The organism is Arsenophonus endosymbiont of Crataerina pallida (assembly GCF_964020125.1).
In the GTDB taxonomy this organism is placed as follows: domain Bacteria; phylum Pseudomonadota; class Gammaproteobacteria; order Enterobacterales; family Enterobacteriaceae; genus Arsenophonus; species Arsenophonus nilaparvatae.
The window spans coordinates 1,413,413-1,434,907 of sequence record NZ_OZ026540.1 but is presented as its reverse complement, the minus strand read 5'-3'; the positions used below and the strand labels follow the sequence as shown (position 1 = coordinate 1,434,907).

Annotated in this window: 12 protein-coding genes, 1 tRNA gene and 2 pseudogenes; 9 read left to right on the top strand and 6 right to left on the bottom strand. The window is 36.3% G+C overall.

The window, feature by feature from the left end:
• The 3 genes and pseudogenes from nifJ to AACL31_RS07435 form a co-directional block, all read right to left on the bottom strand.
• Positions 1-3,517: pseudogene (gene nifJ / locus AACL31_RS07445) on the bottom strand (pyruvate:ferredoxin (flavodoxin) oxidoreductase).
• Positions 3,518-3,797: 280 nt separating this feature from the next.
• Positions 3,798-4,349 carry an NADPH-dependent FMN reductase gene (locus AACL31_RS07440; RefSeq protein WP_310512589.1) on the bottom strand — a complete coding sequence of 184 codons (552 nt, stop codon included), beginning with the start codon at positions 4,347-4,349 and terminating at the stop codon, positions 3,798-3,800.
• A 165-nt stretch (positions 4,350-4,514) separates the two neighbouring features.
• Positions 4,515-4,952: a universal stress protein gene (locus tag AACL31_RS07435; RefSeq protein WP_032114720.1), complete on the bottom strand. Its 438-nt coding sequence runs from the start codon at positions 4,950-4,952 to the stop codon at positions 4,515-4,517.
• 136 nt (positions 4,953-5,088) lie between these two features.
• Here AACL31_RS07435 and AACL31_RS07430 point away from each other — a divergent pair, with 136 nt between their 5' ends.
• From AACL31_RS07430 to potD, 7 genes are all read left to right on the top strand, one after another.
• Entirely contained in the window at positions 5,089-6,192 is a 1,104-nt protein-coding gene (locus tag AACL31_RS07430) for a glycerate kinase (RefSeq protein WP_310513381.1), read from the top strand.
• A gap of 454 nt (positions 6,193-6,646) precedes the next feature.
• Positions 6,647-7,696 (top strand): MASE1 domain-containing protein, encoded by a 1,050-nt coding sequence (locus AACL31_RS07425; RefSeq protein WP_310512587.1) that lies wholly within the window; start codon positions 6,647-6,649, stop codon positions 7,694-7,696.
• Positions 7,697-7,967: 271 nt separating this feature from the next.
• Positions 7,968-9,269 (top strand): MFS transporter, encoded by a 1,302-nt coding sequence (locus tag AACL31_RS07420; RefSeq protein WP_339053895.1) that lies wholly within the window; start codon positions 7,968-7,970, stop codon positions 9,267-9,269.
• A gap of 436 nt (positions 9,270-9,705) precedes the next feature.
• Positions 9,706-10,815, top strand: coding sequence for a spermidine/putrescine ABC transporter ATP-binding protein PotA (gene potA / locus AACL31_RS07415; RefSeq protein WP_310512585.1), 1,110 nt, complete (start codon positions 9,706-9,708; stop codon positions 10,813-10,815).
• Positions 10,805-11,665, top strand: a complete 861-nt coding sequence (gene potB, locus AACL31_RS07410; protein WP_310512584.1) for a spermidine/putrescine ABC transporter permease PotB — start codon at positions 10,805-10,807, stop codon at positions 11,663-11,665. The genes potA and potB overlap by 11 nt, the downstream gene beginning before the upstream one ends.
• Positions 11,662-12,447, top strand: coding sequence for a spermidine/putrescine ABC transporter permease PotC (potC, locus tag AACL31_RS07405; protein WP_310512582.1), 786 nt, complete (start codon positions 11,662-11,664; stop codon positions 12,445-12,447). The genes potB and potC overlap by 4 nt, the downstream gene beginning before the upstream one ends.
• A gap of 257 nt (positions 12,448-12,704) precedes the next feature.
• Positions 12,705-13,751, top strand: coding sequence for a spermidine/putrescine ABC transporter substrate-binding protein PotD (gene potD, locus AACL31_RS07400; protein ID WP_310512581.1), 1,047 nt, complete (start codon positions 12,705-12,707; stop codon positions 13,749-13,751).
• 155 nt (positions 13,752-13,906) lie between these two features.
• On the opposite strand, the gene AACL31_RS07395 is transcribed toward potD, so the two are convergent.
• Positions 13,907-17,254: a thioester reductase domain-containing protein gene (locus AACL31_RS07395; RefSeq protein WP_310512580.1), complete on the bottom strand. Its 3,348-nt coding sequence runs from the start codon at positions 17,252-17,254 to the stop codon at positions 13,907-13,909.
• 200 nt (positions 17,255-17,454) lie between these two features.
• A tRNA-Arg gene (locus AACL31_RS07390) sits at positions 17,455-17,529 on the bottom strand.
• A 521-nt stretch (positions 17,530-18,050) separates the two neighbouring features.
• On the opposite strand from AACL31_RS07390, the gene AACL31_RS07385 reads away from it, so the two are divergent.
• A complete protein-coding gene (locus AACL31_RS07385) occupies positions 18,051-19,016 on the top strand; it encodes an IS110 family transposase (RefSeq protein ID WP_339053894.1) in 966 nt (321 codons plus the stop codon).
• A gap of 159 nt (positions 19,017-19,175) precedes the next feature.
• Positions 19,176-19,946 (top strand): phospholipid-binding lipoprotein MlaA, encoded by a 771-nt coding sequence (gene mlaA / locus AACL31_RS07380; RefSeq protein ID WP_310512852.1) that lies wholly within the window; start codon positions 19,176-19,178, stop codon positions 19,944-19,946.
• 280 nt (positions 19,947-20,226) lie between these two features.
• Here mlaA and AACL31_RS07375 read toward each other — a convergent pair.
• Positions 20,227-21,456: pseudogene (locus AACL31_RS07375) on the bottom strand (outer membrane protein transport protein).
• Between the last annotated feature and the right edge of the window lie 39 nt (positions 21,457-21,495).

Genomic DNA, 21,495 nt, shown 5'->3' with positions numbered 1-21,495 from the left:
TTAGTTAGTATCCTGTTTGGCAAGTAATTCAAGTAAAGCGTAGCGCTTTTGTGCCGCTATCTCTGCTTGTTTTGCCAATATTTCCGCTTGTTCAGGTAGTTGTCTGGTTAATTGAGAAAAGCGCTGCTCTTTTTGTAAGATATCCGCAAGCGATGCGTTCGGTGCTCTTGAATCAAGTATTAACGCTGCTTTTCCTGCCTGACTACGTTGAGGATCAAAACGATATAATGGCCAAAATCCAGCTGCTGTTAGTTGTTTGGTTTGTTGATGACTATAGGCAAGATCATAACCATGCTCTTCACAAGGGCTATAAGCGATAATGAGTGATGGTCCTGAATAGGCGGTAGCTTCCTGAATCGCCTTAACTGTCTGATTCATTTGGGCGCCAATAGCGATTTGTGCCACAAATACATGTCCATACATCATCATGGTTATTCCCAGATCTTTACGGGTTTTTTGTTTGCCATTTTGACCAAACTTAGTTACCGCACCGATGGGCGTCGCTTTTGATTGCTGTCCCCCGGTGTTGGAATAGCATTGTGTATCTAGCACCAGAACATTGATATTTTCGCCACTATTGAGTACATGATCTAAGCCACCATAACCAATATCGTAGGCCCAACCATCACCACCAATAATCCATACTGATTTATCAATCAAATAGTGAGCATCGGTGCTTAATTGTTGAGCTTCAATAGTATTGATATTATCCAGCAATGATTGTAACTGATTAATTAATTCACGCTTTATCTCAACAGATAAAGAATCATCTTTTAGTTGATTAATTAGCGCTATTGGTAATTGTTCAGCGAAGCTATCTAGCAGACGAGAAACCCTTTTTTTATGCTGTTCTAATGTTAAACGAAATCCCAGGCCAAACTCGGCGTTATCTTCAAATAGGGAATTTGCCCAAGCGGGACCTCGCCCCTCGCTATTTTTGGTATAGGGAGTTGTTGGCAAATTACCACCGTAAATAGATGAACAGCCGGTAGCGTTAGCAATCAGTAGTCTGTCACCATATAATTGAGTCAGTAATTTTATATAAGGAGTTTCCCCACAGCCGGCACAGGCACCTGAATATTCAAATAACGGTGTAATTAATTGTGAAGTACGAATATCAATACGCTCTAGTTGATGTGGGGCGATATCAGGAATTTGCAGGAAAAAATTGAAATTTATTTTTTCTGTCGCTAGATGTTCAACTCGTGGCTGCATATTGATAGCGCGGATTTGTGGATTTTGCCGCTCTTTTGCGGGACAAACTTCATAACAGAGATTACAACCGGTACAATCCTCCGGTGCTACTTGTAATATATAATTGAGTCCTCGCATATCTCGAGATTTAACTGCTAAAGAGGGTAAACTAGCCGGTGCAGCTTCCAGTATTTCGGCAGAAGTGATTTTTGCCCGAATAGCAGCATGAGGGCAGGCGGCAACACAATAATTACATTGGGTACAGAGATCAGGTTGCCAGATAGGGATTGTTTCGGCGATATTGCGTTTTTCCCATTTTGTCGTGCCTGTTGGCCAGCTGCCATCGGGTGGAAATACTGACACGGGTAGAATATCACCTAAATCTGCGATCATTGCTGCGGTAACGTTTTTTACAAAATCAGGGGCATCATGGGCTACGGTAGCGGGTCGGCAAAGGCTGGTGATATCAATCTCCTGTAAATCAAATTTTTCTATTGCCTTAATGGTAAGATCAATAGCGTTAATATTATTTTCAATGATATTGGCGCCTTTTTTGCCATAACTTTGGCTAATTGCCTCTTTTAATCGCAGCGAAGCTTCAGGCATTGGCAATAATTGTGTCAAATAGAAAAAACGGTTTGCATAATAGTATTGATACGGCCACCCAATTGGCATTGTCGGGCGATTTAATAAGCATTAATGGTATAACATTGGGCTTGTTTCTGCCGCAGCAGATATTGTATTTCTTGCGGCAGATGATGCCAGATTTGATTAGATTTATAAGGAGCATTGATTAAAAAAATACCGCCGGGTTTTAATTTTTCAATCAACTGGTATTTATGGATAAACTGCCATTGATGACAAGCGATAAAATCAGCCTGCTTAATGAGGTATGAGGAATAAAGCGGATGGTGGTTAATACGTAAATGTGAAACCGTTAGCCCACCTGCTTTTTAGAGTCGTAAACGAAGTATCCCTGTGGAAATAAAGGGGTATGGTTGCCAATAAGTTTGATCGTATTTTTGGTGGCCGATACCGAACCATCACTACCTAGGCCATAAAATAAAGCGGCTAATTTGTGTGTATTGGGTAGTGATGCTTTAATCATCGGTAAAGACAGTCCGGTAACATCATCATGAATGCCAATTGTAAAACGTGGTTTGGGCTTTGGTAGTTTAAGGTGATGAAAAATGGTGAACACACAGTCAGGATCAAACTCTTTTGAGGACAAGCCATAGCGACCAGAAATAACATTAGGTAACTTATCACGTTGGCCCAGGCTAAATGATTCAGCAAATGCCGTCATAATATCTAGGAAAAGCGGTTCTGCTTGTGATCCTGGTTCCTTGGTTCGATCAAGAACGGCAATCGATTTTACTGATAGTGGCACTTCGTTAAGCAAGTGCTGGGCAGAAAAAGGGCGAAAAAGATGAACTTTTACCATGCCGACTTTTTCATTTTGTGTCAGTAGTTGATCGATAACCTTTTCACAAGGTCCGGCCGCTGATCCCATTAAAATGATAATCCGCTCAGCATCAGGATGGCCATAATATTCAAATGGTTGATAGTAACGGCCAGTAGTATTACCAAAGGCCAACATGGCATTTAAAACATGTTGGTAAGCGTCAAGATACCAAGGATTAATAGCTTCACGAGCTTGAAAATAGGTGTCTGGGTTGGCTGCCGTTCCTCGGATAGTGGGGGCCTCTGGCGACAAAGCACGTTGACGATGTTCTGTTATTGCTTGCTCAGGTATCAGTTTTTGCAGTATTTCATCGGAGATTGGCTGAATTTTGTTGATTTCATGTGAGGTACGAAAACCATCGAAAAAATGGATAAATGGCAATCGACTATTTAGCGCAGCTATTTGTGCAACGACGGCAAAATCCTGTGCTTGCTGCACATTATTAGCACACAGCATAGCACAACCCGTTTGCCGCACCGCCATCACATCGGAGTGATCGCCAAAAATTGATAAGGCATGGGTGGCGACAGTGCGGGCGGCGACATGTAAGACAAAAGGCAGTAATTGGCCAGCCAGTTTATAAAGCGTTGGGATCATCAATAATAATCCCTGCGATGAGGTAAATGAGGTCGCCAGTGCGCCGGTTTGCAGGGCTCCATGCACTGTTGCAATAGCACCTGCTTCTGATTGCATCTCAATTATTTGGGGTGTGTCTTGCCAAATATTTTTTCGCTGATTAGCTGCCCATATATCTGCTTGCTCGGCCATACTGGAACTAGGGGTGATAGGATAAATTGCGATAATTTCATTGAGTCGATATGCTACGGAAGCAACGGCAGAATTTGCATCTGTCGTTATATGAGAGGAAGTTAAATTACTCACAAAAATGGCCTTTCGATTTTTGATAATATTTTATTAGTCAAAGAAATTAGCAAAATAAGCCAGTAAAATTTATCGATATTGTGGGGAATCGAAGTTATTTAAAACACAAATAAGATGTTTAAGTTATTAAATTTATAGATTATTTTATATTAAGTAATTAATATCAATTGCGGGTTAATAATTTGTCATTTTTAATAGAACGATAAAAGTTATTTATTAAATTTATGTGGCCTTTAAATTTACAATATTAATTTAATTAATTAAGTTGTTTTGTTAGAAAATTGCTATAAGCATCCAGCCATTTTTGTAAAAAAATCTTCGTCCTTTCCAGTAAATTACCATGCTGATCAATAATATTTTCATTCCATTGGATAAACGTTTCTGGTTGATTTAGTGTTGGCATATCAAGAAAAGTTAGCACATTTCTTAAATGCTGTTGTGATAGAGCACTTCCCATAGCACCAGGGGAAGTTCCGATAACCCCCGCAGGTTTCTGCGCCCAGACATTTTTTCTATAAGGCCGAGAGCCTTGATCAAGGGCATTTTTTAATACACCAGGAATAGATCGATTATATTCTGCGGTAACAAAAATAACGCCATCAGCATCAGCTATTTGTTGTTTAAAATCTTGTACTATTTTACTTGGCTGCTCATCATCATCTTGGTTATAGAGTGGCAGTTTTCCTATTTCGGCGAAAGAAAATTGTAGTTGTGGATGAGCTAGTTTGATTAATTCGTTAGCCAGTTTTTTATTATATGAACCTTTACGTAAGCTACCAACGATGATGACAACTTTATATTCTTTCATATATCACCTTTACCTTATTGAACGTCAAGCAAACAATAGATTTGGCAAAAATTAATCATGTTATTTAATGGTGTATATCAATGGATAGTTTGTCTTAAATCAAGAATAATAATTAATTAGTTATATTGCCAGCCAGGCGGGATGATTATTCCCACACAATCGTGTTTATCTAATCACTAAAACTGGGATTTTCGCATAATTCACCACTGCGGTAGCGGTTGAACCGAGTAAATGGGTTCTAAAATTAGGTCGGCGAGAGGCGATAACAATTAAGTCAGCATTAATTTCATCGGCGATTTCTAAAATAGCATCTCTTGGCGGATCGGTTTTAATTAAGCAGTGTATTTTTTCCGCTGGAATAGCAAATTTTTTTGCCATACTTTGTAGGCTTTGCAGAGCCTGTTGGACAATTTCATCATCATCGCTAATTGGCTGTTTAGAATAGACAATTTTACTAGCAATGAAAAAAGAAGGCGCATAAATCGCAGAAATAAAATAGAAATCAGGATTATCAGTTTGGCTAAGTGCATTAATATGGGGGATAACTTTTTGCGTTAATGTGTCTTCAGACAGATCGATCGGGACTAAAATAGTTTGATACATATTGTCTCCTGTCTTGGCATAATTTAACAAAATTTTAGCTGTTATTATTTTATTATCAAATAAATGGAATGGCTCTCGGTTATGGCGATCCTCTAATAGCAAGATTATGTTATTTAATTTTTTAATGGTAGCGACAATGAAAATAATTATTGCCCCAAATTCGTTTAAAGAAAGTCTAACGGCTAAGCAGGCGACACATGCCATCGAAGCAGGTTTCATGGCCGTTTTTCCAGCCGCTGAATATTTATGCTTTGCTATGGCCGATGGTGGGGAAGGCACAGTTGATGCATTGATTGACGCTGAAGGCGGTGAACGTATTGAGCTGACCGTAACAGGGCCGTTGAGAACACCAGTGAAAGCTTATTATGGCTTACTGAATAATGGTGACACAGCAGTGATAGAAATGGCAGCGGCAAGTGGATTAATGCAAGTTCCTTTAGCGCAACGTGATCCATTATTAACAACCAGTTATGGCACCGGCCAATTAATGCTTGCAGCGCTTGATCGCGGAGTTAAAAGGATCATTTTAGCTGTTGGTGGAAGTGCTACGGTAGATGGAGGAATTGGCATGATGCAGGCACTCGGCGCCCATTTTTATCGTGCAGATGGTCATTTATTAGAGTTTGTAGCCAAAGAGATGGTTGAACTGGAACGGATAGATTTGGCTGGTTTAGATAGCAGATTGCAACAGTGTCAGATTGAAATAGCCTGTGATGTGAATAATCCATTAGTTGGTGAACAAGGTGCGGCAAAAATATTTTCGCCTCAAAAAGGCGCTACAGCCGACATAATTATCCATTTAGAACAGGGTTTAATTCATTACGCTGATGTTATTCAACGCATGACAGGTACTGATTATCCATATCTACCAGGATCTGGCGCTGGTGGCGGAATTGCTGTAGTCGCATTGGCTTTTCTAAATGGCACATTGCGTTCAGGCATTGGATTAGTTTGTCAGGCTATTCATTTCAAAGATAAATTAGCCGATGCCTCCCTAGTTATTGTTGGAGAAGGGAGTATGGATGGACAGACAATGGCTGGAAAAGCACCCGTTGGTATTGCAAAGCTTGCGGCTCAATATGGTATCCCTGTTATCGCAATAGTGGGTAGCCAAGGAAAAAATATTGATGCTCTCTATCAGCAAGGGATCAATGCGGTATTTAGCATTTTACCTCGAGTTTTATCACAGCAAGCAGCCTTAGAGAAAGGCTTGCCCCCACATCTGGCGTTGAGATGTTAAATCTACAGCACTGTGCATATAATGTTGCAAAAGTTCCACAAACCGGGATAATGCTGGCCAAAAGTTAATAGTTTCGGTTAAAAGTTAAAACTTATTGATTATTCGTTTTTTTGCAAAGTTATTAAATCGGCGTTAAGTAGCAAGAATTTGGTTTGTTGGCTATTGAGTAAATGATTTGCATGTTGTTGTTCTATTCTTAACAAAGCCTCTTCTTAATATTTGTAAAATAATAATTAATTAAATTTACTTTAATAGTGGAAAATATATTTTAAAAGCCTGGCAACAGCATTTCTTGTAACAAAAAAGTAATAATCTAATTTAATATTAATAATTTTTTGCTTTTGGTATTAGTTTAATATATTTCATTATTTTGGTGCTACAGTTTTATTTTGCCTGTAAACATTATTTATTAATTATTCAAGATTTCATTAGCAAAAATAAAGGAGAATCGTTGATGATAGGACTGGTAAAAATTTCCAGTCATATTCGCTGGTTTACATTCCTCAGTTGGACATTAATTTATTTTATTTCGGCGGTTATTTCTAAAGAAGTACAAGTACCGTATGATGACGTGCTAGTTGTAGTCTGGTTTCCTGCCGGTGTAAGTATTGTGGCATTTTTATTATCACCAGTACGTGCCTGGCCTATTTTTTTGCTTTTATTTAGTTTGGTAAATTGGTACTTGGAACCATTCGATTTTGTATCTTTTTACTTGAGTATGATTAGTGCAGTTAGTTTACTTATTTCCCCGTTATTAATTGCCGCTATTGTAAGATATTTAGCACAATATCAATCGCCATTAAATACCATTATGACTTGGATTGTGATTTCAGCAATAATATGTGCTATTGATAATTGGCTGAGTGTCATGTGGTTGGGATTCCTTGATGAGAAGATTATTTTAGATGATTTTCTTACAAGTTGGCTTGCCGATATGTCAGGTATCTATTTTGCTGTTGCTATGTTATTAGGTTTAGTACAACCACAGTCATTGAAGCAGCTTAATAGTATTAAAAAAGTATTATTGACATTATGTTGGTTAATATTGCTGGCGATAAGTAGTTGGTTAATTTTTTCTGATGCAATCACTGGACTAAAAGGTTATATTAATCATTATCATGGTTCAGCATTAAATATTATATTAGCCTGTATACCGATCATTTTTATTATTCTTCTGATCCTATTTCTGCAAGATTTTGGCCGAGGAATTGGATTATTAGTGCTCGGAACCATTGTTATTTTCTATAGCGAACAGGGCTATGGGCCTTTCTTTTTACCAGGCTTATTAAGAGAAGAACCTTTATTACTTGCTCAAACTTACCTATCTGTTATTGCCATTTTTATGTTGCTACTTTCATTGCTTGCAGCATCTCAAGTAGAAAAAACGGTTAAACATGCATCAAAATCCCTTATTCGTTACCAATTATTTATTCAAGATGACAAAATAAAATTTGATCCACAAATTAAATTAATAACATCATTACCTGTGAAATGTGATGTTTAGCATATATTACAATCGATTGAAATTTCGGCCCATCAAATTTTAAAAGAGCACTGGTCATTAGTAAGTTCTCATCATGGTATTCCTGTTAATTTTCAATTAAAGGGGTTAGATGGTGAATGGCTTAATGTGCGTGATCGAATATTAATTACTATTGCTGATAAAACTAATCCGATGTTATTAGGTGAATGGGAAATTCTTGCAAAATCAAAGGCTAATTTATAACGGATTTTTTATGTTGCAAATTGCTTGTTTACTTTTAGGTAAAAAATTTATGCACCAGCAGTCAATTTGGTTATTAATTGGTGGTGTATTATGGGCTTTATTGGGTTTAGTTATATTATGTGATGAATTAGTACAAACACGTTATATTCCAGTTGTCTGGATAAGTATATTCACATTAATTGAGAGTTTAATTACCCTGAGCGTCGCCAATAGTGGAATTGGTAGCCAAAAATTTATCCTTTTTCTTAAAGGTGGATTATTTTTTCTGGTATCTGTTTCTCTTTTAATTGATGACAATTATAGTCATTTAATCTTATCAATAGTGTTAGGCTTTAATTATTTATTACTTGCTATATTTAGTATCGTGCCCGCTTTAGTTGTTCGTCATCGCCTATGGAAACGTACTATTTGGCTAGGTGGATTTTATTTATTGTTTGCTATGGTGATCTTATTTCCTTACCCCATTAGTTACCAATCGACATTTCCAATCGTTTTGGTTGTGTTACTAATGCTTAGTGGAATATCTGCCATCCGTTTTTCCAATAAATTACGGGTCATTCGACATGGACAAACGATATTTACTTTAATGGTTGATAGCGCATTATCGCAAAAGGAATTTGAGCAACAAGAAATTAAAATAGATGCTATTATGCCAATGACTGACGAACAGCAAATGAGTATCAATTTGTCTCACATTTTACCGCTTACAGTTCATATTTGGACGCCAGAAGGTTCGGCTAATGTAACGGCCAGACCTCGCCCAGTAATTAATCGTTATATTGCAGCTGTTGACAGTAATGGTGTTATTTCTACCGGTCACACGGCATTGGAGATCAGAAATCAGATTTATATTAGTTTGTATCCTATCGAGGATATCGATCGTTCTCCTTCTGAATTTTTAAATAAATTAAAAGCTACCGAAGAAAATAATGTTGCTGGTGAATTTCAGTCTGACTATGTCTCAGAAGTTTCACAGTGGTGTCGATCAGATTTTCAGATCCATTTTTATCATTATAACGCGGTTAACTTGGCTATTTTTTGGCAAAAATATCGGCAAATAGAGCTTTATAATCTAACATACCGCAATTGCTCCAGTAGTGTGGCTTATGCGTTAGAGGGAGTGCTGGCTGATAAAAGTAACAATTTTTTAACGCTTGGGAAATTATTGCTGGCGCCAGAATTATGGGTTGCATCGCAAATTCGCCAGCGAGCGATATCAATGGCGTGGACGCCGGGTTTAGTCATGGACTATTCTCGTGCCTTGAATGCGCTAGTACACCCTACACCCTACACCCTACACCACATAGTTGGTACCAACGGTTTTTACGTATTTTTCATTCTAGCTGAGTGACGAAAATAACAAGCCAAAATAATTATCATAAGTAATTTTGTTAAATTTAATTTGTTATTTTAACTAATCAATAGCATAAATTGAATTTTTTATGAATTATTATCTATAATTTATGCAAATTTTTAAAGAAAATAGTAAGCTCGCTTTATTATATCTTATATTAATAAATTATATAAAATAGATGGAAATATTAGATTTATTTTGATTGCTAATTATTTTGGGATAAGTTTAATTTAATATATTAGGATTATTGTTGTCATTTTTCTGATGATATCGCTTTTAATTTTGTGTTGCTACGTTTATTATTCTGTCTTTGTTAAATCTATTGGCGCAACTGGTTTTGGCTATTGCTGGGCGTTTTTCCTGATTAGCTAATACAGTCTTTTTCCAGTTGCGGTTCTATCTGCATTACTATAAGGGATAGATGATACCTTAAATGACTGAGACAACCTCTTTTACACCACTGATCGAATTAAAATCCTTAACTAAAGGTTTCGATGGCAAAAATATTATTTCACAATTTAATCTTACGATTAATAATGGTCAATTTCTTACCATATTAGGTCCGTCAGGGTGTGGTAAAACGACTATTTTGCGATTAATTGCTGGATTAGAGCACGCTGATAATGGGCGTATTTTTCTTGAGGGGCAGGATATTACGGATATTCCGGCTGAACAGCGTCATGTCAACACTGTCTTTCAAAGTTATGCCTTATTCCCCCACATGTCGGTATTTGATAACGTTGCCTTTGGTTTACGTATGCAAAAAAAATCTTTTCAAGAGATAAAACCGAGAGTGGAAGAAGCGCTACGCATGGTGCAATTAGAAGATTTCGCCCAGCGATATCCCCATCAGTTATCGGGTGGACAACAGCAAAGAGTGGCAATTGCGCGTGCAGTTATCAATAAACCTAAGGTTCTTTTATTAGATGAGTCATTATCGGCGCTGGATTATAACTTACGTAAAAAGATGCAAAGTGAATTAAAAGCCTTGCAACGTCAGTTAGGGATTACTTTTATTTATGTGACTCATGATCAAGAAGAAGCGTTAGCCATGTCTGATCGTATTTTAGTTATGCGAGACGGTCATATTGAACAAGATGCGTCGCCCCGTGAAATATATGAAGAGCCGAAGAATTTATTCGTTGCGCGGTTTATCGGCGAAATTAATATTTTTGATGCGATTGCTTTACATCGAATTGATGAGCAACGTATTCGTGCCAATATTGAAGGCTATGAGTGTGATATTTACACTAAGCTTTCTGTATCGGCAGGTCAGCGATTAAAAGTTTTATTACGGCCAGAGGATTTACGCGTTAAAGAGATCGATGATGAACAGCAACCTTCTGGACTAATTGGTCATGTGCGTGAACGCAACTATAAGGGCATGATGCTTGATATAGAAGTAGAAATGAACAATGGTAACCGGGTAATGGTCAGTGAATTTTTCAATGAAGATGATCCAGATGTTGACCACTCGTTGGCACAAAAAATTGCTGTGACATGGGTAGAAAGTTGGGAGGTCGTACTTCTCGATGAACAATAACCGTAAAATTTTTCAGAATATTATCGTTATCGGGTTGGTTTCCTGGTTGCTATTGTTTGCCTTTCTACCAAATTTAATGATCATTATTACCAGTTTTTTGACCCGTGATGATGCCAATTTAGTCGACATGGTTTTTACCCTCGACAATTATACTCGGCTATTTGATCCTTTATATGCAGAGGTAATGATTCACTCACTAAATATGGCAATCATTGCTACTTTCTGTTGTTTAGTCATTGGTTATCCATTTGCATTTCTTCTAACACGATTACCGCCAAAATTGCAGCCATTGATGTTATTTTTATTGATTGTGCCATTTTGGACTAATTCGCTTATTCGTATTTATGGGTTGAAGATTTTTTTGAGTACCCGAGGTTATTTTAACGACTTTTTACTATGGATTGGATTGATAGATAAACCTATTCGTATCATGTATACACAAGAAGCCGTCATTATGGGATTAGTCTATATTTTGTTGCCATTTATGGTGATGCCGCTTTATTCTAGTATAGAAAAACTGGATACATCTTGTCTTGAGGCAGCTCGAGATCTTGGTGCTAACAAATTTCAGACCTTTTTACGCATTATAGTGCCTCTAACTATGCCTGGCATTATAGCTGGATGTTTATTAGTGTTACTACCAGCAATGGGATTGTTTTATGTCGCGGATTTGATGGGTGGGGCAAAAAATTTATTAATCGGTAATGTTATCAAGAGCCAATTTCTTAATTTGCGCGATTGGCCTTTTGGCGCTGCGACCAGTATTGTATTGACTATTGCAATGGGCTTGCTGCTTTATATTTATTATCGTGCTGCGAATTTGCTGAATAAAAAGGTGGATTTAGCATGATTGGACGTTTTTTGCGGAGTGGTTTTCTCACCATAGTTTATGCCTATTTATATATTCCAATTATTATTTTGATTGTCAATTCATTTAATGCATCACGCTTTGGGAATCAGTGGAAAGGATTGACTATCGATTGGTATGATATGTTGTGGAATAATGATAGTTTATTACAGGCAGCAGGCCATTCATTGACGATAGGAATGATTTCAGCTAGTTGTGCTACTTTGATTGGTTCATTAGCAGCAGTGGCTTTATTTCGCTACCAATTCAGAGGAAAGTCATTTGTTAGTGGTATGCTATTTGTTGTTATGATGTCCCCTGATATTGTAATGGCAATTTCATTACTATTAGTCTTTATGTTATTAGGCGTTTCTTTAGGTTTTTGGTCTTTACTCTTCTCTCATATTACATTTTGTTTACCTTTCGTTGTTATTACCGTTTATGCACGACTGAAGGATTTTGATGTGAAAATGTTAGAAGCTGCGCGAGACTTAGGTGTTAGTGAATTAACCATTTTACGGCAAATTATTTTACCATTAGCATTGCCAGCGGTAATTTCGGGTTGGTTATTAAGTTTCACCCTTTCAATGGATGATGTGGTTGTATCTTCTTTTGTTACTGGACCGGCTTATGAAATATTGCCTTTAAAAATTTATTCAATGGTAAAAATAGGAATTTCACCAGAAGTTGATGCGCTGGCGACAGTTTTATTACTATTTTCATTGATAATGGTGTTGTTGAGTCAATGGATGTTAAAAAGAAAATCGATAAAAACTATAAATTAAATTAGTGTCAAAATTAAAGACTATTAATCGTTAATTAGTATATTAATGGTATTTAAATTATTGTATTTCAGTTAGTCATTATCATTTGTTTTTTATTTGAGCAAAATGTCCGAAATAGTCTTTTTCTAATAAAAAAGTCACTAAACGACTTTTATAAGCTTTACCCAATTACAGGTGCCTCATATAATGACTTTTTTTGGGCTAGAAAAAAGTCTATTAGGTTTTCATTTAACATTATTTTATGAAGGAAACACTATATGAAAAAGTGCTCCTCATGGCTTGCAGCAGGGATCATAGCCGCGAGTATTGGCTCAGCAGTAGCAGCTAATGATGATAAGGTAGTCTATTTTTATAATTGGTCGGAATATGTTCCTCCCGGGCTACTTAATCAGTTTACTAAAGAAACTGGTATCAAGGTGATTTATTCTACTTATGAATCTAATGAAAGTATGTATACCAAGCTCAAAACTTATGCGGAAGGAGCTTATGATTTAGTAGTGCCTTCAACTTATTTTGTGTCGAAAATGAGTAAGGAGGGTATGCTACAAAAGATTGATAAAAGTCAATTGAGTCAATTTAAAAATCTTGATCCAAATTTATTACATAAATCATTTGATCCTAAGAATGATTATTCGATTCCTTATATTTGGGGAGCGACAGGAATTGGTATCAATAGTGAAGTTATTGATCCCAAAACTATTACCTCTTGGGCAGATTTATGGAAACCTGAATATAAAAATGGGCTGTTATTAACTGATGATGCCCGGGAAGTGTTTCAAATGGCGCTACTCAAGCTAGGTTATTCAGGTAATACAACAGATCCGGCATTGATTAAAGCTGCATATGAAGAATTAAAAAAATTAATGCCCAATGTAATGGCATTTAATTCTGATAATCCCGCGAACCCTTTTATGCAAGGTGAAGTTGATTTAGGCATGCTATGGAATGGTTCTGCCTATGTAGTGAGTCAATCAGGTGCCCCGATACAATTTATTTGGCCTAAAGAAGGTGGTATTTTTTGGATGGATAGCTTAGCGATTCCAGCCAATGCAAAAAATGTCGCAGGTGCGCTTAAGTTGATTAATTTTCTACTTCGTCCTGATATTGCCGCTAAAGTAGCGCAACAAATTGGTTATCCGACACCCAATCTAGCAGCTAAGCAATTACTACCATCCACGTTAGTTGCCGATAAAACCCTATATCCTGATGAAGAAACCTTAAAAAAAGGGGAATGGCAGAACGATGTGGGCAATGCTAATATTTTGTATGAAAGTTATTTTCAACGATTAAAAGCGGGTCGTTAAATTTCATCAGGCTATTAGTATTTTGAACAGGGTTATTATAATAAAGCACCATCATAATATCGAGGTGCTTTATTATTTACATTTAATGATTAAATAAGAAATAAACATTGAGAATTATATTTTATATTTTTTATTAAAAAATTAATTTGGTTATTTTAAATTAATAAATTTAGCGCTTTAAAGTCAGAGATATATTTACTAATTAAAGATGGTGTAATAGCAGGTATTGTATCCTCAACAGCAGAAGAAAAATTATTAGCTAGAAGCCAGAAATTGCTGGTTATTTTCTCTGGCTGTTTTAATTGTGTAATAACAGGTAACATAGAATACTGTTTTAAATTTTTAGGTAATTTTCTCATTTTTAATTTAAATTGTTGATACCATTCTTGATAGTTATCAATTTTTTTAATATTAAAATCTGAATTAATTAACCAATCAATAATTGTATCAAGAGACACTTTATCATTTTGAGGATTAACCATGTTGAAAGTGAGTCGCTGTTGGTTATAATTTTTTGATAGTTTGATTATTAATGAAGCAACAAAATCAACTGCTAATCCATTATAATGGGGAGATAGATCACTCTCTGAATGGTAGAACGATTTTGGCGCAATCTTAGTATTAATGATATTTAATAGTAATCGACTAAATACATCAGTAATATTAAGCTGAGTATCATATTGGCGATGAGCCAATATCATACTAGGGCGAAAAACGATCACAGGTAAATTAAATCGATTATATGCATCATGGAGCAAAATTTCAGCCGCCCATTTACTAATAGCATAGCCATTAGCATATTGATTATTAATTTCTTGATAAGGTATAGCTTCGCATATATTAGCTTCTTCGCTTAGTGGTTTATTATTGTAAGGTAATGCGACAATTACACTAGAAATAAAAACGAAAGGCTTCAATCGATTGATGAGCGCTAATTTAATTAATTCTGCTGTACTTAACACATTTGTTTCAAACAAATGTTGATATGGCAATATATGATTAACTAAAGCACCAGCATGAAAAATATGATCAACAGTTTGCGATAAATAATCCCATGTTTTTTCATCAAGCCCTAAGTTTGCCTTAGTTAAGTCGCCCGCCAATACAGTTAGATGTTTATCGGCAAGTTGCTTAAATTTAACTGTTAGCTGATTATTATGTGGCGAAAACGTATTAATTAAACGTTGTCTTGCGCTATTATTATCTTTTTCGCGTATCACACAAATTAATTTACCATCAGTTTTATTTAATTCCTCGAGTAAAGCTAAACAAAGAAATTTTCCTAGATAGCCATTTGCTCCAGTCAATAATACGTTATGAAAGGTCGATAGGAAGTGGGAGGAATTTTTTATTTGTTGGAAAATCTCGGGATCTATAAATTTATCTAAAGCTAATTGACTCGCATAAATTTTCTTCTTATCTATACCATGTATGGTAGCGAAAGTCGGACGTGAATTTATTACACATTGTTTTGATTTTATATAATCAGCAATATCATGCAGGGTACACGTTGGATTGGCAATCATTTCGACAGATACAATGACACCAAAAATTCTTTCTAATTCTAATGAAAATTGTAATACAGATAAAGAGTCGCCACCCAGTTGGGAAAAATTTGCTGTTGAATTAATAACAATATCAGAGGAGCCTACTAGATACTGTGTTAATTCTATAACAGTATTTAATATGTTTTCTTTATTAATATGTTGTGACAAATCTGACAAATTGTTATTGGAAATTTCTTTGTATAATTGATGTAACTTATCAATATAACGAGCTTTAATTTTTTGTTTTAATGGTTTTCCTAGTTCTGATAATAAGCCATTCTTTTGACTGAAAGGTTCTGTATCGATTAAGAAATCTCGTGGAACTTCGTAGGGTTTTAAATTGGCGTCTTTAGCAATTTTTTTAAGTGATTGGTGAATTAATCGTTTTATTTCGTTGTGTTGTTTATTATAGCGATATAATAATTCTGGTGTAGGAATGATAACAGCTAATAAATAAGACCACTGACTATCAGCGTAAATAAAAATATCTTGTACCAAGGGACTATTTTTGAATGAAATTTCAAGCATTGTAGTGGCAATAAATTCCCCTTGAGAAAGTTTGAGAATATTTTTTCTTCTTTCAATAAATGCTAACTGATTTTTCCCTATCTCTTCGACGATATCTCCTGTTTTATAATAACCCTGTTCATCAAAAAATTGGTTATTTAATTCAGGATGTTTATAATAACCGGAAATAATAGTGGAAGTTTTAACTAATAGCTCACCTCGTGGATAAGGTTTATCTGTTGTATAATAACCTAGCTCAGGAACATCAATAAGTTGATAATCCTCAACGTATGGTTTCGATACCTTATTATCATGACAAATAACTAATGTTTCTGTGCTACCATAATTATTGTGCAGTGGTATTTGAAATATTGACTCAATAAAATCAGCTAGTTCTTTGGCAAGTGGCGCTGAAGTATAATCTATTTGTTTGACATTGCCGCCAAAAATATTGATACGTATCTCTTCTTTGAGTGTCGTATTAAGTTGTGGCTCATCCCCTGTTTTCTTTCTACGTTCTAACTCAGTTTGATATAGCTGTAGTATCATTTCAGCTATTCTGGGTATTAATATAAGTTCAGATGGCTTTGCTAAGGCAATATCTTCAAATAAAGAAGATAAGTTACTTTTAGCCACCAGATAACAAGTACCACCTCTTGCTAAAAGATTATAAAATTGTACGTTTGCCATACTATGACTTATCGGTAGGTACAGAACAGTCGTCATATCCTTATTAGAATTATTATTAAGAAGAATAGGGTTCCATATATTTGATACAAATTTTTCATTATAAATAGCGCCTTTGGGCGAACCAGTGCTACCGGATGTATAAATTATCATCGATATCGAGGATAGATCATTATTATTCTCAGGATAAGGTACTTTCGGTAACTGGCTACCTAAATGGATAATATTGGATAGCTCTTCGATTGTGATATTTGATTGTTTTTGTAATAGTTCAAGTTTTTCTGAATTGTCATCGGAAAAGTCATAATCGAAAACAATTATTCGTTTTATTGACTGATTATTTTTTACTAACTCTACTGCTATGTGTAAGTATTCTATGCTGGCTGCGATTATTTGTGGTTCTATTTCTTGTAAAATAAGTGTTAATTCTTTGGTTGATAAATTAGCTTGTAGAGGAATTATAATTGCATTAATTTGCACACAGGCAAGATTAATAGCAATATAATCACTATTAATAAAAGATAAAATAACAACTTTATCACTGGCTTTTAGCGGGTATTGGCAATGGTGATACCATTCATTGGCAATACTTTCAGCTCTATTCCATAATTGTTGATAAGTAATTGTTTGATATTTTGCTTCTAATTGGCTAACAACCCGCTTGGATTTAGCATCTGTTATATAGTGTTTAACACGCTCGCCAATAGCTGGTCGATCATGATATTTTTTTATAATATTTTCAACTATATATACTAAACGCATAACCCCTCCTTGTTATTTTTAGCACGAAATAAAAGTATATTAATTATACAAGAAGGCTTAACGCAAGTTCAGTGATATTAAGTTAGCGGTAAATTAGGCTATAAATATACGCAAAGTAGAGATTGCAATAAACGGTAAGAAGTATAAGAGAAGGTAAATAACTTTCTGCTAATTAAAATAAATTGCTATCAATTTGTTAATGGCGTCCCCTGCAGGAATCGAACCTACAATTAGCCCTTAGGAGGGGCTTGTTATATCCATTTAACTAAGAGGACATAGAATTGTTTCAGTCTAAATTGCCTTGATATACTATTTATTTTACTATTAAATCCCTATTAAAATCAACTTGTTGAATACAATTAGTTTAATTTTATTGCTGATGGCTGGATTTGTGTTTAAATAGGTTTGATTCTCTGTTGCGCTATATTAGAGGAAATCGTTAAATTATTATTTTATAAATTATCATTTAGTGAATTATTTAATAAATATTGTTATTAAATTTGTTTATCTATTTTACATTATGATGTGTTTATCATTTGAGAATAATTATTATTGTTTGTTTTTTTTATATTTTGGGGCTATAACTTGTTGTTATTTATTTGTTTTTTAACCTATCCCCCTTGTATCTTGAAAACGGTTTAAAATAGTTACGATTAGATTTGGCAAGGTGCATGCAGCCCGATTCCTCCTAGGGTTTTAAGCCCGTTAATTAGCGACCGGCGCATACACTGAGCCACTCATCTGAAACCCGAACAGTTGTCCGTACTCCATAACGCATTTGCAAGGATGGGTAATCATGAGTCAGCCAAATCCACTTTGTGTGGGTATTGATGTTTCTAAAGCAACGCTGGACATAGCAGCCAGCTGTGATATTGCACAGTTTACGGTCAGTAATGACTCTGACGGTTTTGATGCCATTATCGCCGAATTGAGAAAGCATTCGGTGGTGTTGGTTCTGATGGAGGCAACTGGCGGGCTTGAAGCTACTGTGGCCTGCTCGCTCCAGGCTGAAGGCTTTGACGTCACTGTGATCAATCCCAGACAATCCCGAGACTTTGCCCGCGCTATGGGCTATCTGGCAAAAACTGACCGTATTGATGCCAAAGTGCTTGCACAAATGGCAGAGGTTATTAATCGACATCCGGAGCGAGAGCGCTTTATCCGGACTCTGCCAAATGCAGAACGTCAGGTTCTTGCTGCGATGGTCGTACGCAGACGCCAGTTGATTACAATGTTGGTGGCAGAACGTAATAGGCTGTATACCGCACATCCACAGAATAGAAAAAGCATCATCATCATCAAGGCGCTGGAAGATGAACTTGCCAGAATCGATGAGGATATGAACAACCACATAAGGAACCACTTTAAGGATCTGGTCGCTAGGCTGAGCAGCATTAAAGGGGTTGGTACCATGACAGTTGCTGCGTTGTTGGCGGAGCTTCCCGAACTGGGCAGCCTCTCGAGGCGCGCTATTAGCGCGCTTGTAGGCGTTGCCCCCATAAACCGGGACTCGGGTACCATGCGTGGTCGGCGAACCATATTTGGCGGAAGGGACGGAGTCCGAACAGCACTTTATATGGCCGCGCTTGTAGCAACTCGCTTTAATCCGGTGATAAAAGCCTTTTACATGCGTCTGCTTGCAGCGGGAAAAGCCAAAAAAGTGGCGCTGGTCGCCTGTATGCGCAAGCTGCTGACTATCCTGAACGCGATGCTCAGAAAGAACGAAGAATGGAATGAGTCGTACCATCACGTTTCTCCATAATTTTAACGTTCAAGACAGTTGCTATTTAAAATAACCGCTTGCACATTATATGCTTAGATAAATAGTGATTAAATTCTTATCATTAAATCAAAAAGTAAGTAAGATTAAATTAATGAGGATATATAATTATGAATGGACAATCTATGTGAGGGTGTTTTGTTGAATAGAAAAACAAGATTTAAAACATATCGATTATGTGGCGTATTTTTTGCAGTAGGATTGATTACAAGCTGTTCTAGTACACCGACCGATAATCAACAGCGCTCTGATCCGCTAGAGAGTTTTAATCGAACAATGTTTGATTTTAATTATCATGTTCTGGATCGTTATGTGGTGCGTCCAGTTGCCGTTGCTTGGCGTGATTATGTTCCTATGCCTGCACGTAATGGTTTAGTCAATTTTTTTGCTAACCTGGAAGAGCCTGCAAGTATGGTGAATAATTTTCTACGCGGTGATATTTATCAAGGAATGAAACATTTCAATCGTTTTTTCCTAAATAGTGTTTTTGGTATGGCGGGATTGATCGATATTGCTTCAATGGCTAATCCTAAACTTGCTAAACAAGAATCTAATCGTTTTGGTAGTACTTTGGGATATTATCAGGTTGGTTACGGTCCATATGTGGTATTGCCAGGTTATGGTAGTTTTACCCTACGAGAAGATGGAGGTGACTGGGCTGACAAGGCTTACCCGATGTTAAGTTACCTTACTTTTTGGATGTCAGCCGGAAAATGGGTATTAGAGGGAATCGAAAAACGGGCACTTTTTTTAGACTCTGATGGAATACTACAAAACTCTTCTGATCCATATTTAATGGTCAGAGAGGCATATTTTCAGAATAAAGATTTTAAGGCGCAGGGAGGGGTGTTGAAGCCGACTATTAATCCTAACGCTGCTGTGATTGAAGAAGATTTGGATTATATTGATTAGTAATAGACTGGTACATTTTAGTTTAAATGTTAATGAGTAAAAAATAACGGTGAGATAATTTATTGATTTTTAAGGTCACGTTAACTTAAATCTTTATAAATTAAAAAATCAATTAATAATATAATTGTTTGCTAATTATCATTTACGATAAATTATTTAATTAGTGAATGGTGGCATCAGTGGTGATATTTGGATTTAAAATTATCATCACTAAATATTTCTTACTGATCGATTTTAGCAAGGATAGCTATTGCTATCCTTTTGTATTTTTAAGAAAAAATTAGAATTTGTAGTTAAAGTTAACACCTGCTAACCAAGCGCTACCACTTGATTTAAATTCATACGCCGGTAGGGGCATACCTATTGACGGCATTTCTTCTTTGATTTTTACATGTTGTCCGTGCATGTAGGAAATGCCTACGTCAACTGAGGCATTTTCGTTAAAGGCATAAGTTGTACCGGCACTGATCCAAAAGCGATCTTGATCAGGAATTGAGATCGAGCGATTTTTAGCGGGTACTGGGCTATCATCAAAGGCAATGCCGGTACGAAATGTCCAATGATCATCATGATAGTAAGTGGTGCCTAAAGCAATACGGAAGACATCTCTAAAACCTTCATGTTTATTAAATAAAACGCGTCCATCATCTTTTGCGGTGGCTTTCAGTTCTTTAAACTGGCTCCAACTGGTATAGGCTAAACTATAATGAACTGCCCATTTAGGGGCAACTTTATTATAGCCGGAGATTTCCCAAATTTCGGGCAGATTCAGATCCAGTTTGCCCTTAACGCTATTGCCGCCTAAACCACCAGGCATTGATGGAGGAAGCTCATTACTATAGTCGCCATTAAACTTTATGATAGGTAAAGCTGTAACGATTATTCTCATCTAATTCATACAGGATACCGGCATTCCAGCCATATCCCCAATCACTACCCTTAAGTTTGGCAATTGTGGTTGATTTAGGTAGCCCCCCAATATTGGGCCAAATTCTCCAATATGACGGGTAATTTCTGCATCGGCATAGACTGCATTAAAGCCTAAACCTGCACTGAAATGCTCATTAAGGCGATAAGCACCGCTTAAATTTAAGTTCAGGGTAGTGAGATCGGTTTTCCCGCCAATAGGCCCAGCATTATAGTTATGGTTGAATTCAGTGGCTAAACCGTAATTAGTAGTAATTGAAGTGCCAACAGCCCATTTTTCATTTACTGGAAAAATAAAATGGGCATTGGGTATCCAGGCATGAGGTGCGATATTGTTTGAACTGGTACTATTACCGGTGATAGGTGATTTTCCTTTTATATCAACGTCAGGATTAATATAAATTGCACCAAGAGAGAGCACTGGGTTATTGAATAACATCATCGCTGCTGGATTGCGACTACCAACACTAGCATTATCGCCAATCGCACCTTCCCCTGAAAAAGCACGACCCAATGCAGAAGTGGAATATTCGTTTAGTTGAAAGCCAGCTTGCGCTGGGTCATTTAATCTAACTATATGCATGAAATAAAAGGATTTATTTCTATCGATGTCCACATATCG